The sequence below is a fragment of the Cognatiyoonia sp. IB215182 genome (assembly GCF_033963905.1).
In the GTDB taxonomy this organism is placed as follows: domain Bacteria; phylum Pseudomonadota; class Alphaproteobacteria; order Rhodobacterales; family Rhodobacteraceae; genus Yoonia.
The window spans coordinates 374,054-389,315 of sequence record NZ_JAXBMB010000006.1; the positions used below are offsets into that span (position 1 = coordinate 374,054).

The following is a 15,262-nucleotide window of genomic DNA, read 5'->3' on the forward strand; positions in this document are numbered from 1 at the left end:
CGGCAGCGCGCATTGTAGGTGAGCGCGCATGTCCCCTGCCAACCATATCACCGTCAGCGGCGCCCCTGAAGGCTATGACGCGCAGCTTATCCTGCGCGAGCTTGAAAAGGGCGCGCCCGTCCTGCATGTCGCGCGCGATGACAAACGTCTTGCCGCGATGCAGGCTGCACTTCGCTTCTTCGCGCCAGACATCCCGGTCTTTGTCTTTCCCGCATGGGACTGCCTGCCTTATGACCGGGTGTCGCCCAATGCGGACATCTCGGCTGCGCGCATGGCCACGCTCGCGGCCTTGGTGCACGGCATGCCGGAGCGCTTTATCCTGCTGACTTCACTTTCGGCAGCAACCCAGCGCGTACCAGCGCGGGCGCTGCTGCGCGAGGCCGCTTTTCGCGCCGGGGTCGGCAACCGGATTGATGAAGATGCTTTGCGCAATTTTCTGGTGCGGATGGGCTTCACCCAAAGCCCGACGGTGATGGAGCCTGGGGATTATGCTGTCCGCGGTGGGATCATCGATATCTTCCCACCCGGCGAAAGCGGGCCGGTCCGGCTGGATCTTTTTGGTGATGTGCTCGACGGCGCGCGGCGGTTTGATCCGGCAACGCAGCGGACGACTGAGAAGCTCTCTGAGATAGAGCTGGCTCCGGTCTCTGAAGTGGTCCTCGACGAGGCCGCCATCACCCGGTTTCGGCAGAATTACCGGATCGAGTTTGGCGCGGCGGGCACGGATGATCCGCTTTATGAGGCGGTGAGTGCGGGGCGCAAGCATGCGGGTATCGAACACTGGCTGGGCTTCTTTCAGGACGATCTGGAGACGCTGTTTGACTATCTACCAAATGCGACGTTGACGCTCGACGATCAGATCGGCCCGTCGCGCATCGCGCGGTGGGACAGTATCACCGACCAATACGAAACCCGGATGCATGCGCTCGAACAAAAGGGGCGCATGGACACGGTCTATAAGCCCGCACCTCCGCAACTGTTGTATCTGGATGATGATGCCTGGAATGCAGCGGTGGAGGGCCACCGGGTGCTGCAATTTGCGCCGCTCAAACAGGCGACGGGGCCGGGTGTGACGGATGCCGGTGGCCGGATTGGCCGCGATTTTTCGCCGGAGCGCCAGCAGGAACAGATCAGCCTTTTCAAAAGCTTGGCGGATCATGTGAAAGTGCGATTGGCCGATGGGCCGGTGGTTATCGCATCCTATTCCGAGGGCGCGCGCGAGCGGCTGGAAGGGCTGATCGCTGATGAGGGGATCGCGGAGGCGATTGCCGTGCCCGATTTTTGCCGGGTGGGCAAACGTGGGGTGCATCTGGCGGTCTGGCCGCTGGATCACGGATTTGAGGCACCCGGTCTGACGGTGATCTCAGAGCAGGACGTGCTAGGCGACCGGTTGATCCGCCAGACAAAGCGCAAGCGCCGGGCCGAGAACTTCCTGAGTGAGGCGAATAGCTTGGCCCCCGGTGATCTGGTTGTCCATGTCGATCACGGCGTGGGCCGCTTCAAGGGGATGGAGGTTGTGACGGCGTTGGGTGCGGCGCATGAATGCCTGCTCTTGGAATATGCCGAGGACGCGAAGCTCTATCTGCCCGTTGAGAATATCGAGCTTTTATCGAAATACGGGCATGAAACAGGGCTGCTCGACCGATTGGGTGGCGGCGCATGGCAGGCGAAAAAGGCGAAGCTGAAGGAACGGATCCGACAGATCGCCGAACGGCTGATCCGGGTCGCGGCAGAGCGGGAATTGCGGACGGCCCCGGCGCTCGATCCGCCAGACGGGATGTGGGACCAGTTTCTGGCGCGGTTTCCTTATGCCGAAACCGATGACCAACTTGCGGCGATTGAGGATGTGCTGACCGATATCGCGGCGGGCAAGCCGATGGACCGGTTGATCTGTGGCGATGTGGGCTTTGGCAAGACGGAGGTGGCGATCCGCGCTGCCTTTGTGGCCGCGCTCTCGGGCGTTCAGGTGGCGATTATTGCGCCGACAACGTTGCTTGCACGACAGCATTATCAGAACTTTGCCGAACGGTTCCGGGGCTTTCCGGTGAATGTGCGGCCCTTGTCGCGGTTTGTGTCCTCTGGAGACGCAACGAAAACGCGCGAGGGGCTGGCGAAGGGAACGGTCGATATCGTCGTGGGTACCCATGCGCTGCTTGCCAAAGGTGTGCGGTTCAAGAACCTTGGTCTGCTCGTCATTGATGAAGAACAGAAATTCGGGGTCCAACATAAGGAACGGCTTAAACAGCTCCGCACCGATGTCCACGTGCTGACGCTGACCGCGACGCCGATCCCGCGCACGCTGCAACTCTCGCTCTCTGGTGTCCGGGATCTGTCGATCATCGGGACGCCGCCCATCGACCGTCTGGCGATCCGGACCTATGTCAGCGAATTCGACACGATCACCGTACGCGAGGCGCTGCTGCGTGAACACTATCGTGGCGGGCAGTCCTTCCTTGTCGTGCCACGGATCAGCGACATGGCCGAAATGGAAGCGTTTCTGAAAGAGCAGGTGCCCGAAGTCTCCTACATCACCGCGACGGGCCAGATGGCGGCGGGGGAACTCGACGACCGCATGAACGCCTTTTATGACGGCAAATACGATGTGCTGTTGGCGACGACGATTGTGGAAAGCGGTCTGGATATTCCGACGGCGAATACGATGATCGTCTGGCGCGCGGATATGTTTGGCCTGTCCCAGCTTTATCAGATCAGGGGACGGGTGGGCCGCTCCAAGACGCGCGCCTATGCGTATCTCACGACAAAACCGCGCCAGAAACTGACGGATACCGCGCAAAAGCGCCTGCGGGTGCTGGGGTCGATTGACACGTTGGGGGCCGGATTCACGCTGGCGAGCCAGGACCTCGATATTCGCGGGGCGGGGAACCTGCTGGGTGAGGAACAGTCGGGCCAGATGCGCGAGGTGGGCTATGAGCTCTATCAGCAGATGCTGGAAGAGCAGATTGCCGCGATCAGATCGGGGGCCGCCGAGGGCATTATCGATGACGGCCAATGGGCGCCGCAGATCAATCTGGGCGTGCCGGTTCTGATCCCCGAAGATTACGTGCCCGATTTGGATGTGCGGCTGGGGCTCTACCGGCGGCTGTCGGAACTGACGACGAAGGTGGAGTTGGAAGGTTTTGCGGCTGAGCTGATTGACCGGTTCGGCAAGTTGCCGAAAGAGGTCAACACCCTCATGCTGGTTGTGCGGATCAAGGCGATGTGCAAACGGGCCGGGATCGCGAAACTGGATGCCGGGCCAAAGGGGGCGACGATCCAGTTCCACAACGACAAATTCGCCTCGCCCAAGGGCCTTGTGGAATTCATCGAGGCGCAAAAGGGCCTTGCGAAGGTCAAGGACAACAAGATCGTCGTGCGCCGGGACTGGGGCAAGGAGCGCGACAAGATCCAGGGTGCCTTCAACATCGCGCGGGACCTGGCGCAGAAATTGGCCGACGAAAAGAAGGCAAAGGTAGGCTAGGGCGCGTCACCGGGTCGTCTGATTTTTGATGTCAACCACCAGGCAAGGCTCGCTGAGATGAGAATGCCAATGGCCATCGGCATCGGTGTGCCGTCAAACATGATGGCAATCGGTGCCGCAAGCAGCACGCCGCCGATTGTTGCGACCGCTGCGATGATCGAGGCTGCGAGGCCAGCGATGTGACCCATCTCTTCCATCGCCAGTGCATTGAGATTGCCAATGGTGAGGCCAGCCTGAAAGAAGTTACCGGTCACCCAGATCACGTAGGTCCCAAAGGCCAGCCAATAGGGGCCGTTTGCGGCGGTGATCACAATCATCAACAAGGTCAGCATGACCTGAACAGCAAACATCGCCTTGATGATCGCCCGCATACCGAGGCGAACAACAATCCGCGCATTCAGCACGCTGGCCGATGCTGAGACAATGGCGATACCGCCAAACCAAAGATGAAAGTGCGCGCCTTGATCAAATGTGATGTCAAAAACCTGCTGGGTGGAAGACAGGACCGTGAACAGCATCCCGAATGTCAGCGTCTGTACGAAGATCGACAGTCGCGCAGTGCGGTGGGCAAACATCTCATAGGTGGCGGCCGTCAACGCGCGGACGCTGAGCGGGCGGCGATTTGCAGGCAACAGCGTCTCCGGTTGACGGATCATCAGCCAGAGCAGGGTCGCAAAGGAAAACAGCATGAAGGCCGCGAAAATCGCGCGCCATCCGAACCCGAGCATGATGTAGTGCCCAATGGTCGGGGCAAGCGCCGGGATCAGCGCGAAGACCATCATCACGAATGACAGGATGCGCGCCATCTGGGACCCGCCGTAAAGGTCGCGGATCAGGGCCATCGCAACCACACGCGGACCTGCCGCACCCAGGCCTTGGACCACGCGCGCGGCCAGCATCACCTCAAGCGTCGATGATGCCCAGGCGACCGCGCAGGCTGCGATGTAGACGACGGCGCCGCCGACCATAACAGGTTTGCGGCCAAATGCATCCGAAAGGGGCCCGGTAAAGAACGTGCCCACGCCCATGCCCAGCACGAAGCTGGTGATGATCAGCTGCGCGTTGTTGAGGTTGTCGGGTGACAAGGCCTCGCCGATTTCGGGCAAAGCGGGCAACATCGCGTCGATGGAGAACGCCACCGTCGCCGCCAGCATCGCCATCAGTGCGATGAATTCGGTTTGGGGCAGCCGCCTGATCTGCGGCGGGTCGGCGGGTATATCCGTCATTCCGCCGCCGCGATCTGGTCCTTGATCTCATTGATCACACCGACCCACATCTCTGGCGGCTGCGCTCCGGGGACGGCATGTTTTCCTGCCACGATGAAGGTCGGCACGGATCCCACGCCCATCTTGCGGCTATGGGCATCGCGCGCGCGGATGTCGTCTGTGTCGGCGTCCGAGGCGAGGAGTTTGGCGACCATGGCGGCATCCATCTCGGCCGTGTCGGCGATGTCGGCGAGGACCTCGTGGTCGCCAATATCGCGGCCGTCGACGAAATAGGCTTTGAAGAGCAGATCGACGACCAAGGATTGGCGCTGCTCGATCCCTGCCCAGTGGATCAGGCGGTGTGCGTCGATCGTATTGGGCGTCGTCTTGATGGCGTCGAAGTTGATATGGGCGCCGGACTTCTCGGCATGCTCCACAACCGGCGCGTAGGCGCGCACCGCACCTTCCTTGCCGCCGAACTTGCCCTCAAGATACGCTTTGCGGTCCATGCCTCCGGCAGGCATGTCGGGGTTGAGCTGGAACGGGTGCCATTCGATGGTGAAAGGATGATCGGGGATCTCGGCCAGCGCTTTGTCCAGATTGGTCTTGCCAATATAGCACCAGGGGCAGATCGGGTCCGAGATGATATCAAGCTTGACCATGTGTGTTCTCCCATTCCTGGCGCAGAACGCGCCTGAGCAGTTTGTTGTTGGCCCCGCGTGGCAGAGCCTTTTTGGCGACATAGATGCGCGGGCATTTGTATCCGGCGAGCCGCGCGCGCATAAAGGCGTCCAACCTGTCCTCCTCTATCACGTCTGACGCCACATAAAAGGCCGCGATGAGCGTGGTGTCTGCGCGCAATTGCACAGCGCAGGCTGCGGCCTCGGTGATGGCGGGATGGGCGGTCAGCGCGTCTTCGACTTCGACCGGGCTGACGCGGTAACCACCTGCATTCATCATTTCATCGGCACGGCCCGCGTAGGTGATCGCGCCGTCATCGGCCATGATGCCGATATCGCCGGTCAGGAACCAATCGCCCTGAAACCGCGCGGCAGTCTCTTCGGGCGCGTTGTGATAACCTAACATCAGGCCCGGATCATCGCGGTGGACGGCAATCGTGCCCGGCATCCCGCGCGGCACAGGGCCGTCTTCGCCGATCAGCGCCACTTTGCGCCCGTTCTGGGGATAGCCTGCGGCACCCTTTGGCGCAGGGCGGGCAGGGGCGCCGGAGATGAAGGTGGAGCATTCGGACATGCCGAACGCCTCATAAATCGGTTTGCCGGTCTTTTCGGTCCATTCCGAGGCGAGAACCGAAGCCAGTTTTTCGCCCGCCGACAATCCGTGGCGCAAATCTGGGAAATCGGGAAGAGGCTGCCTTAGAAGCCGCCGGTAAACGCCTGGTGCAGCGGCGAAAAGTGTGGCGTTCTCTGTCGCTAGCAGGTCACCTAAGGCTTCGATCTCGGTGCCTTCGGATGGGATCAGAGCGGTAGCGCCAACCGACCATGGGTCCATCAGGCCCGTGCCAAGCGTATAGGTCCAGTTGAACGCTCCGGCATGGAGCAGGCGGTCGTCTGCACGCAAGCCGTACCAGCCGTCCCACATCATTTGCCGTGCCCAGATCGCCCGGTGGGCATGCGTGACCGCACGTGGCTGGCCGGATGTGCCTGACGTGAAGACGATATAGGCGGGCCGGTTCGGGTCACCCATCACGTACTCCGCTGGGGGCAGGTGCCAGAACTGTCGCAACGCCTCTGCGTCTAGCGTTCGGCCCGGTGCAGCTGGCATGTCTGCTGCGCGAATGGTCAGGGCTGGTCGGATCATCCTGCTGATCCGGAAGATCTCTGGCGCGGTCAACTGCGCCGAGACTGGGACCGGAATGATGCCAACCGCGATTGCGCCAAGATAGGTGATGGGGAATTCGGGGCGGTTGCCCAATTGCATCAGGAGGAAATCGCCCGGGCGCAGGCCTTGTTGCAACAGCCCTGTTGCCGTGCCCAAGACGGCTGATTTTATCTGCGTATAAGTGAAGTCTTGCGCGTTTTCGCCGATGATCCGCAATGCCGTCTTTGCACCCAAACGATCCGCGTGCTGTAGTACATAGGTCGCCATATTGAAGGCGGGCGGCGGCGGTGGAAAGGGGGTGGGATCGGTGACGGAAAGCATGGCCCTCCGCTATGCTGCCGGGCGCGAAGTTGCAAGATTGCGAAGGGCCGCGTATGAGGTCGCTCATGGCTGAAAGTGACCCCAAGAACCTGATCCGCATCGCCCACGAGAATGGGAGTAGCGGCGTGGCCCAGCCCATTGATCTGGGCGCACGCGTGCGTGAGTTGCGCAAGGCCCGCGACTGGACGCTGGAACAGGCGGCCCAGCAGGCGGGGCTGGCCCGGTCGACCTTGTCCAAGATCGAAAATGGGCAGATGTCGCCGACCTATGACGCGCTGAAAAAGCTTGCCGTGGGGCTGGAGATTTCGGTGCCACAGCTTTTTACGCCACCCTCGAAGGGGCAGGTGAATGGCCGCATGGCGGTGACGAAATCGGGCGAGGCGACCCAGCAGATCACAACAACCTATGAGCATGACCTGCTGGCAAGTGCGCTGACCGCCAAGAAGATGCTCCCTTATCGCACCCGGGTCCGCGCCCGGACACTCGAGGATTTCGACGGCTGGGTGCGCCATGATGGTGAGGAGTTTCTGTTCGTGCTGACGGGCCGTGTGCGGCTTTATACCGAGTTCTATGAGCCGGTCGAACTGGGCCGTGGTGACAGCGCGTATTACGACGCGGCGATGGGCCACAATGTGGTCTCCATCAGTCAGGAAGACGCGACGATCCTATGGGTGACGTCGCTCGTTTAATCTTTCGGGAACAGGCGCGGCAAGACCAAGGCTGCCACCCCAACACCGACAATCTGCATCACGATGAACATCGGGATATGCGACGGGTTGATGCCGGCAAATGTGTCACTGAACCCGCGCGCGATGGTGACGGCGGGGTTGGCGAAGCTTGTGGAGGATGTGAACCAATAGGCGCCGGTGATGTAGAGCGCGACGAGGGTCGGGACAGCGTCGGGCCTGTTCTTGATCCCGCCGAAGATCACGAAAAGCAGGCCGAATGTGGCGAGGACTTCGGAGAACCATTGTGCCACGCCAGTTCGGTCCGTGGTTGAGGCTTGCAGGAACTGAAGGTCGAACATGATGTGGCAGGCCCAGACACCCAGGATGCCGCCGATAATCTGGACGGGGATATAGGCGGCGGCCTCTTTGGGGGTGATGTCCTTGCGAATGAGAAAGGCGAGTGTGACGGCAGGGTTGAAATGCGCGCCGGAGATGGGGCCAAGCGTCGTAATGATGAAATAGAGCGTGCAGCCGGTGGCAATCGCATTCGCTAGCAGCGCAATAGCGACGTTGCCGCCCGCCAGCGCCTCGCCCATGATGCCCGATCCCACGACACCGATCAGCAGGAATGCGGTGCCAATGCCCTCTGCCAGCAGCTTTTGCATCAGGATTGTCCGATCTTGTTCAAAGCGGTTTGCAATTCGGCCTGCGCCATATCCTCGAAGGGCAGGGCGAAGAGCGCCTCTGCCCGCGCACCGAGTAACCGATAGGCTTCGGCAAAAGCTTCGGGCTGTTCGTCGGGTGCCGCCGCTGCCGGGTCTTCGACACCCCAATGCGCGCGGACTGGCGCGCCGGGCCAGTAGGGGCATTCCTCTGCCGCTGCCGAGCCGCAAACGGTGATCACGGCGTCCATGATTGGTGCGTCGGGCTTGGCGTAGTCATCCCAGCTTTGCGAGGTCAGACCGTCGGTCGGAAAACCTTCCTTGGCGAGCAACTTGATGGATTGGGGATGCACCTGTCCTGCTGGTTTCGACCCTGCCGACCACGCCTTGATCCGGCCGTCAGAGCGATGTGTCAGGATCGATTCAAGCAGGATAGAGCGGGCCGAATTGCCGGTACACAAAACAAGGATATTCATCGGGGCCTTCCAAACTTTCAGGTCCGCCTAGGCCCGCAATGTAACAAAACGATGACAGATCGCATCATTCCGCATACCACCAGACATCCGGCTGCCAGCCCGGCCAATCGCCGAAAATCGGAATGTAATCAGGATATTGCAGCTCCTTGGCATGGGCAACGCGGCTGATATTCCACTGATAAATCGGGATGACATAGCGGCCCGTTGTCAGGATCCGGTCGAGTGCTTTGACGGACGCCACAAAGTCCTCCTGGCTTTCAGAGGTCAGAAGCTGCCCGATCATTGCGTCCACGGCTGGCGATTTGACCCCCATCAAGTTCCGCCCGCCTATCTGGTCGGCATTCTCCGAGCCGTAGTAGCCATATTGCTCGTTCCCCGGCGACAGCGACACGCCGCGGCGGTAGTAGGTCATGTCGAAATCGTAGGCATCGGTGCGTTCTTTGAACTGGGCGCTATCGGCAACGCTCACGAGAGGTGTCACGCCAATCCGCGCGAGCGATTCCACGAACATGTCGATGATCGCCTGATTTTCGGAGCTGCCTTGGGGCAGCAGGATTTCAAAGGTGAAGGCGGTCCCATTGGCGTTGCGCATCACACCGTCCTGTACGGTCCAACCGGCCGCTTCCATCTGTTCAAGTGCCGCAGCGGTGCCTGCGCGGTTCCGCTCGGAGCCATCGGCGACCGGTAGGCTGTAGCCCTCTAAGGCACCGGGCAGCAGATCGGTGGAGAAAGGTTCCAGAAACTCCCGCACGCGCCCCTCTGCCGGGCCGTCTGACATGCCAAGAGGCGAGTTTGACCAGTAGGAAGTGATGCGCGGCTGTGCTCCGCCGGTCATCGCCTCATTGATGAATTCGAAGTTGAAGACATGCATCATCGCGTCGCGCACACGCCAATCGCTGAACTGATCGCGGCGGGTATTCATCACGAACCCGGTCATGCCGGAGGGGCGCTCATGCGGCAGGACCGACAGGAGCACGTCTCCATTCTGCACGGCGGGGAAGTTGTACTGGCTTTCCCAGCGGGCCACGTTGAATTCGCGGTTGGAATTCACTTCGCCGACCTTAAAGGCCTCAAACGCGGCCGTTTCATCGCCGAAGAACTCAAGGCGGACTTCGTCGATGTTATGCGTCCCGCGCCGGAACGGCACATCCTTGCCCCAGTAATCGGGGTTGCGGCGCAGGGAGACAAAGCGCCCGGGCTCAAAATCCTCGATCACGTAAGGGGCAGAGGTGATGGGCACGATTTCGGTCGTGCTTTCAGCGAAATCCACGCCGTCCCACTGTGCTTTTTTCAGGATCGGGCGCATGCCGGCGAGCAATGCCAATTCACGATCTGCGGTGTTGAAGGTAAAGCGCACCGTGCGCTCACCCACCTGTTCCAGGCTTTCGACTTTCGACCAGAAACCAAGGTAGCGTGGATGCCCAACGGTGCCCAAAGTCTCGTATGACCACATCACATCTTCGACCGTCACAGGGCTGCCATCCGAGAAGGCGGCACCTTCGCGCAGTGTGAATTCCACCCATTGGCGGTTGGGCCCGGTTTCGACCGATTCGGCCAAAACACCGTAGAGCGAAAAGGGTTCGTCCAGGGACCGGCCCATGAAGCTTTCGCCCAAGAAGAAACGCAACTGCCATGGGGTCGAGCCCTTGCGGATGAAAGGGTTCAGACTGTCAAAGCTGCCAACCTCTGCTGTGACGATCTGCCCGCCTGTTGGCGCGTCGGGGTTTGCATAGGGCAGAGACACAAAATCCGGTGGAAGGGCAGGGTCGCCATACATAGCTATGCCATGCTGGGGTTCTGCCGCCGTGATCTGACCTGCCATGCCCACCGCAACGGCCAATGCGGCCCTGCGCGCGATTTTGCCGAAATTCGTGCCCATTTTTTGGCGCCCCTGTTGTTTGTTAATTGGTTAACTCCGGATCGTAGTGAGGGATTTCAACCTTTTCAAACTTTTAGCTTGGACGCGCGCAAGTGATTGCTTATAAAGATGTCACTGCTCGATAGGTTTCTTGCCTGTATGAAACCTGCCTCAATAACTTTACGCCCGCCTTGTGCGGGCGTTTTTTTATTGCGCATCGGGCTTCCGGGTGGCGTTCGCATCTGCAGCATATAGACTGAGTCGCAAGTGTGCAGAATCGGAGCCAAATCATGTCGCTTGCAGGAAAAACCGCCGTCATCACCGGATCAAATTCAGGCATCGGTCTTGGCGTTGCCAAGGAACTGGCCAAGGCCGGGGCGAATGTCGTCCTGAATTCATTCACCGACCGCGAGGAAGATCATGCACTGGCCGCCGAGATTGCCGATGTCACCGGTGTCGAGGCGAAATATGTGCAGGCCGACATGTCCAAGGCCGAGGATTGCAGAAGACTGATCGTCGCGGCGGGAGGCTGCGACATTCTGATCAACAATGCCGGTGTGCAACATGTCGCTCCGATCCAGGAATTCCCGTCAGAAAAGTGGGACGCGATCATCGCGATCAACCTCACCTCGGCGTTTCACACGATTGCCGCCGCAGTGACAGGCATGCGTGAGAAGGGCTATGGCCGGATCATTAATATCGCCTCGGCGCACGGCCTGACGGCGTCCCCTTACAAATCGGCCTATGTGGCTGCCAAGCACGGCATTGTGGGCCTGACGAAGACGATTGGTCTGGAAACGGCGCAGGACCCGATTACCTGCAACGCGATCTGCCCCGGTTATGTGCTGACGCCGCTGGTTGAGGCGCAGATCCCCGACACGATGAAGGAATACAACATGTCGCGGGAGGACGTGATCAAGAACGTGATGCTGGAGCGCCAGCCCTCAAAGGAGTTTGCGACTGTCGAGCAATTGGGCGGCACTGCGGTTTATCTCTGTTCTGATGCGGCCGCACAGGTGACTGGGACAACAATCAGCGTTGATGGGGGTTGGACCGCACTCTGACCGCGAAAGGGGGCCGAGAATGACCAAACGGATCAATCTTGCACTACAAGGCGGCGGGGCGCATGGGGCGTTCACCTGGGGTGTACTCTGTCGGCTGTTGCACGAGGACGACATCGAAATCGCGGCGATTTCAGGCACTTCCGCAGGGGCATTAAACGCAGCAGCGCTCAAATCAGGCTGGGTGTCCAAAGGGCGGAAAGGTGCGCTGGAGAACCTCGAATGGCTTTGGTCGCAAGTCGGGGCCATCACGGATCCATGGTTTTCTGACTGGGTATCGTCACTTGCACCCACGGCACATGCCTGGGCGCAGGCAATGAAGTACTCACCCGCCTACAACACCTTCGACATGACGGCTCGGATGTTTTCTCCTTATGTCTACGGTCCGGCGATGCGCAACCCGTTGGAACGGATCGTGTCGGAATTTCACTATGACGAAGTCTGCGCCAATGAGGGGCCAAGCCTGCATATCTGCGCGACCAATGTCCGCAGCGGTAAGATCCGTGTTTTCACTGGGGATGAGATCAAGCCCGATGTCATCATGGCATCGGCTTGCTTGCCAAGTCTCTTTCAGGCTGTTGAGTTTACCGACCCCAGAACAGGCCAGACAGAGGCATTTTGGGACGGCGGTTACACAGGAAATCCGGCACTTTTCCCATTATTTGCCAATGATTTACCGGACGATATTCTGATCGTGAACATCAATCCGCTGCATCGAGACGATCTGCCGACCGATAGCCAATCGATCCAGAACAGGATCAATGAGATCAGCTTTAACTCATCCCTTTTACGCGAATTGCGCGCGATTGAGTTTGTGAAGCGGCTCATAAGTGACGGGTCGATCAAGCGTGGGACGATGAAGGACGTGCTGGTTCACATGATCGCGGACGATGGTTTGATGAACGAGTTGAATGTGGCGACGAAGACGATCCCCAACGCCGTTGTGCTCGCGCGGCTCAAAGAGGCAGGTGAGGCTGCGGCGGATGCTTTCATCAGAACCCACAAGAAAGACCTGGGAAAGCGAAGTTCGGTCAACCTCACTGAGATGTTCAGCTAGTCGCTGCTATTCAGCGGCCGTAGGCAGCGCCTCGGGTTCCTTTCCGTTATCATTCGGATAGACAAGGCCAGCCGAAATCACCAGTTTCGCTGCATCTTCAACGCTCATATCAAGCGGTTTGACATCCCGTAGGGGCAGGAACAGCAGAAATCCTGATGTAGGGTTTGGCGTTGTGGGTAGGAATACTGTTACGACGGGTTCGCCATCCGACAATTTCGTATCAATCTCACCCTTGGCATTGGTCGAAATGAACGCAATCGCCCAAATGCCCTTGCGCGGATATTCGACAAGGCAGGCTGTGTCGAACGACGTGTCGCGTTGAGAAAACACCGTTTCGGCAATCTGCTTGGCCGCATTGTAGACGGACCTGACGACGGGCGTGCGATCCACAAGACGCTCACCGATGCCAAGAAATGACCGCCCGATGATGCCTTTGCCGATCCAGCCCACGATAATGGTGAACAGAAGGAAGATGACAACACCGACACCGCGTACATTGACGGTGATGCGATCCTCACCCTCCAGACCCAGAATGCGATTGACCAACTCGCCGGGCTGATAGGCATCCGGAACAAATGGCCAGACCCAACTATCCACCCAGCCCACAACCGTCCAGATCAGCCACAGGGTTAGGCCAATTGGCGCAACGATAATGACACCGGCAATGAAGTTACCGCGCAGCCGCGCCAGAATACCTGGTCGCGCGCGGCGCTTTATCTCGTCTTGGCTTGGATTACTCATACGTTCTTCGGCCCCGTTCGATAAGGCACATCTAGGCGCTGCAATGGGCAGTCACAAGCGTTAGCCTTCGCTCCTCACCGCGATTTGCGCATGGCGATGGCGATTTGTGCAGCAAGCTGCGCATTGTTGCGCACAAGGGCAATATTGGCCTCGAGCGAGCGGCCTTCGGTCAGTTCAAAGATGCGACCCAATAGGAATGGCGTGACCTCTTTGGCGCTGATCTTTTGACTTTCAGCCTCTGCAAGGGCCTGATCGATGATCGGAGCAAGCGTGGCCATCGGGATTTCGTCGGCGACAGGAATCGGGTTGGTCACCAATTGCCCGCCTTTGAGGCCCATTGCAGCACGCATCTGGTGCGCTTTGGCAATGTCCTCGGCCTGATCCATGCGCAGCGGCGCGACCATGTCCGACTTTGCCGACCAAAATGCAGGCAGCACATCCCGCCCATAGGCGATGACAGGCACGCCGAGCGTCTCCAGAACTTCAAAGGTCTTTGGCAAATCGAGAATCGCCTTGGCCCCGGCTGCGACGACGGTGACCGGTGTTTGCGCCAATTCATGCAAATCGGCAGAGATATCAAAGCTGTGTTCGGCCCCTCGGTGCACGCCGCCGATGCCACCCGTGGCAAAAACCGCGATTCCCGCCAGATGCGCGGCAATCATTGTCGCGGCGACGGTGGTCGCGCCGGTACCGCCCGTTGCAATACAGGCCGCAATATCCGCACGAGAGAGTTTGGCAACGTCCTGCGCCTGACCAAGCGCTTCGAGCGCTTCCGACTCGAGCCCCACGTGGAGTTGACCGTCGATCACGGCAATCGTGGCCGGAGTCGCACCCGCCTCGCGGATATCCGCCTCGACGCGCCGGGCGGTTTCGACATTCTGTGGAAAAGGCATGCCGTGGGTGATAATCGTGCTTTCAAGCGCGACAATCGGCGCGCCATCCGCGCGGGCCTGCGCCACCTCTGCGCTGTAAGTGATGGGGATCATAACGGCGTCTCTCCAGATACATAGGTGGCTGCGGCATTCAGCGCGCGGGCCAGGGCCGCTGCGCGGTCCATTCCTTGCGCCTCAGAGGCGATATGGGCGGCCATGAATGTGTCACCTGCACCCGTTACGCGCGTGACCATGACGGGCGGCGGCGCCTGCGTAATGATGTCGCCTTCTGCGCCCTCGGCGGCGGCATTGCCGCCATCCGTGACAAGTACGCGATACGCTCCACGCCCGATCAAACCTGCAGCGCCGCTGGCCGCATCCGGAAAGGTTGTCTGACAGAGCAATCCGGCCTCTTCGAGGTTCACATAAAGCGTGGCCGAAGGATGATTGATCAGCGCCAACAACCGCTCCGCCTTCCCGGGTGAGGCCGGGGCCACCCGTAGATCGGCACCGTCGAAAAGCGGCGAGGTCGCGATCATCTGCAGCAACTCCACGGTCAGGTTACCGTCGAGGGCCACGAAGCCCGAAAACGGCTTCTCAGACGTGCCAAGCCCACCGTCTTCAAGCGCGCGGAGAATCTTTGCGCCCGCCGCCTCTAACGAATGGGCATCAGCGATGGCCGCAATCAGGCCGTTTGCCCCTTCGACGGCCATGTAGACATCCGTCGGCAGATCCTCCGAGCGGTAAATGTGATCGCAGATCATGCCCATACGCTTGGCTTCGGCGATCAATTCATTGCCTTCCGCATCCTGACCAACGGTGGTCAGCAGGGCTGGGGTCATGTCAAATCGGCGCAAAGTCATCGCGATATTCATCGCCACCCCGCCAGGCAGTCGCGTGATGCGGCCTGGCACGTCGGAACCGACGCGCATATGGCTGGCCGAACGTCCGATCACGTCCCAGAGGACGGACCCGATGCACAAGATATCAGGGGTCTCTGTCATGACTGCCTTGTGGTGCA

At 59.9% G+C, this 15,262-nt stretch carries 13 protein-coding genes; 4 read left to right on the plus strand and 9 right to left on the minus strand.

Features of this window, described 5'->3' with window-relative positions; all coding sequences use genetic code 11:
• Positions 1-28 precede the first annotated feature (28 nt).
• A complete protein-coding gene (gene mfd / locus SLH47_RS14815; RefSeq protein ID WP_320240323.1) occupies positions 29-3,478 on the plus strand; it encodes a transcription-repair coupling factor in 3,450 nt (1,149 codons plus the stop codon).
• Here mfd and SLH47_RS14820 read toward each other — a convergent pair.
• From SLH47_RS14820 to SLH47_RS14830, 3 genes are read right to left on the minus strand one after another with little or no spacing between them, the layout of a single operon-like run.
• Positions 3,475-4,704, minus strand: coding sequence for a multidrug effflux MFS transporter (locus SLH47_RS14820; RefSeq protein WP_320240324.1), 1,230 nt, complete (start codon positions 4,702-4,704; stop codon positions 3,475-3,477). The two genes, mfd and SLH47_RS14820, sit on opposite strands and share 4 nt — an antisense overlap.
• A complete protein-coding gene (locus tag SLH47_RS14825) occupies positions 4,701-5,345 on the minus strand; it encodes a DsbA family oxidoreductase (protein WP_320240325.1) in 645 nt (214 codons plus the stop codon). The genes SLH47_RS14820 and SLH47_RS14825 overlap by 4 nt, the downstream gene beginning before the upstream one ends.
• Entirely contained in the window at positions 5,332-6,846 is a 1,515-nt protein-coding gene (locus SLH47_RS14830; RefSeq protein WP_320240326.1) for a class I adenylate-forming enzyme family protein, read from the minus strand. Before SLH47_RS14830 ends, SLH47_RS14825 begins: the two co-directional genes overlap by 14 nt.
• A gap of 65 nt (positions 6,847-6,911) precedes the next feature.
• Between SLH47_RS14830 and SLH47_RS14835 the strand changes: the two genes are divergently transcribed.
• Positions 6,912-7,535 carry an XRE family transcriptional regulator gene (locus SLH47_RS14835; protein ID WP_320240327.1) on the plus strand — a complete coding sequence of 208 codons (624 nt, stop codon included), beginning with the start codon at positions 6,912-6,914 and terminating at the stop codon, positions 7,533-7,535.
• Here SLH47_RS14835 and SLH47_RS14840 read toward each other — a convergent pair.
• The 3 genes from SLH47_RS14840 to SLH47_RS14850 all read right to left on the minus strand — a co-directional run bounded on the left by SLH47_RS14840 (position 7,532) and on the right by SLH47_RS14850 (position 10,474).
• On the minus strand, positions 7,532-8,179 hold the full coding sequence (locus tag SLH47_RS14840; RefSeq protein WP_413785647.1) for an aquaporin: 648 nt from the start codon (positions 8,177-8,179) through the stop codon (positions 7,532-7,534). The genes SLH47_RS14835 and SLH47_RS14840 overlap by 4 nt on opposite strands.
• Complete coding sequence (locus SLH47_RS14845) at positions 8,179-8,652, minus strand: arsenate reductase ArsC (protein ID WP_320240328.1); 474 nt, start codon at positions 8,650-8,652, stop codon at positions 8,179-8,181. Before SLH47_RS14845 ends, SLH47_RS14840 begins: the two co-directional genes overlap by 1 nt.
• 64 nt (positions 8,653-8,716) lie before the next feature.
• Complete coding sequence (locus SLH47_RS14850) at positions 8,717-10,474, minus strand: extracellular solute-binding protein (RefSeq protein ID WP_320240382.1); 1,758 nt, start codon at positions 10,472-10,474, stop codon at positions 8,717-8,719.
• 326 nt (positions 10,475-10,800) lie between these two features.
• Between SLH47_RS14850 and SLH47_RS14855 the strand changes: the two genes are divergently transcribed.
• Positions 10,801-11,574 (plus strand): 3-hydroxybutyrate dehydrogenase, encoded by a 774-nt coding sequence (locus tag SLH47_RS14855; RefSeq protein WP_320240329.1) that lies wholly within the window; start codon positions 10,801-10,803, stop codon positions 11,572-11,574.
• Between the two features lie 19 nt (positions 11,575-11,593).
• Positions 11,594-12,628 carry a patatin-like phospholipase family protein gene (locus SLH47_RS14860; RefSeq protein ID WP_320240330.1) on the plus strand — a complete coding sequence of 345 codons (1,035 nt, stop codon included), beginning with the start codon at positions 11,594-11,596 and terminating at the stop codon, positions 12,626-12,628.
• 6 nt (positions 12,629-12,634) lie between these two features.
• Here SLH47_RS14860 and SLH47_RS14865 read toward each other — a convergent pair whose 3' ends face one another.
• From SLH47_RS14865 to SLH47_RS14875, 3 genes are all read right to left on the minus strand, one after another.
• Complete coding sequence (locus SLH47_RS14865; protein ID WP_320240331.1) at positions 12,635-13,369, minus strand: DUF502 domain-containing protein; 735 nt, start codon at positions 13,367-13,369, stop codon at positions 12,635-12,637.
• Between the two features lie 74 nt (positions 13,370-13,443).
• Positions 13,444-14,355 carry a pseudouridine-5'-phosphate glycosidase gene (locus tag SLH47_RS14870; RefSeq protein WP_320240332.1) on the minus strand — a complete coding sequence of 304 codons (912 nt, stop codon included), beginning with the start codon at positions 14,353-14,355 and terminating at the stop codon, positions 13,444-13,446.
• The gene (locus SLH47_RS14875; protein ID WP_320240334.1) at positions 14,352-15,245 is read right to left on the minus strand and encodes a PfkB family carbohydrate kinase; all 894 of its coding nucleotides are present in this window, start codon (positions 15,243-15,245) and stop codon (positions 14,352-14,354) included. Before SLH47_RS14875 ends, SLH47_RS14870 begins: the two co-directional genes overlap by 4 nt.
• Positions 15,246-15,262 lie beyond the last annotated feature (17 nt).

Bases quoted from the DNA above. Each gene is read 5' to 3' on its own strand.
- mfd (WP_320240323.1), top strand. From the start codon at position 29: ATGTCCCCTGCCAACCATATCACCGTCAGCGGCGCCCCTGAAGGCTAT.
- SLH47_RS14820 (WP_320240324.1), bottom strand. From the start codon at position 4,704: ATGACGGATATACCCGCCGACCCGCCGCAGATCAGGCGGCTGCCCCAA.
- SLH47_RS14825 (WP_320240325.1), bottom strand. From the start codon at position 5,345: ATGGTCAAGCTTGATATCATCTCGGACCCGATCTGCCCCTGGTGCTAT.
- SLH47_RS14830 (WP_320240326.1), bottom strand. From the start codon at position 6,846: ATGCTTTCCGTCACCGATCCCACCCCCTTTCCACCGCCGCCGCCCGCC.
- SLH47_RS14835 (WP_320240327.1), top strand. From the start codon at position 6,912: ATGGCTGAAAGTGACCCCAAGAACCTGATCCGCATCGCCCACGAGAAT.
- SLH47_RS14840 (WP_413785647.1), bottom strand. From the start codon at position 8,179: ATGCAAAAGCTGCTGGCAGAGGGCATTGGCACCGCATTCCTGCTGATC.
- SLH47_RS14845 (WP_320240328.1), bottom strand. From the start codon at position 8,652: ATGAATATCCTTGTTTTGTGTACCGGCAATTCGGCCCGCTCTATCCTG.
- SLH47_RS14850 (WP_320240382.1), bottom strand. From the start codon at position 10,474: ATGGCAGGTCAGATCACGGCGGCAGAACCCCAGCATGGCATAGCTATG.
- SLH47_RS14855 (WP_320240329.1), top strand. From the start codon at position 10,801: ATGTCGCTTGCAGGAAAAACCGCCGTCATCACCGGATCAAATTCAGGC.
- SLH47_RS14860 (WP_320240330.1), top strand. From the start codon at position 11,594: ATGACCAAACGGATCAATCTTGCACTACAAGGCGGCGGGGCGCATGGG.
- SLH47_RS14865 (WP_320240331.1), bottom strand. From the start codon at position 13,369: ATGAGTAATCCAAGCCAAGACGAGATAAAGCGCCGCGCGCGACCAGGT.
- SLH47_RS14870 (WP_320240332.1), bottom strand. From the start codon at position 14,355: ATGATCCCCATCACTTACAGCGCAGAGGTGGCGCAGGCCCGCGCGGAT.
- SLH47_RS14875 (WP_320240334.1), bottom strand. From the start codon at position 15,245: ATGACAGAGACCCCTGATATCTTGTGCATCGGGTCCGTCCTCTGGGAC.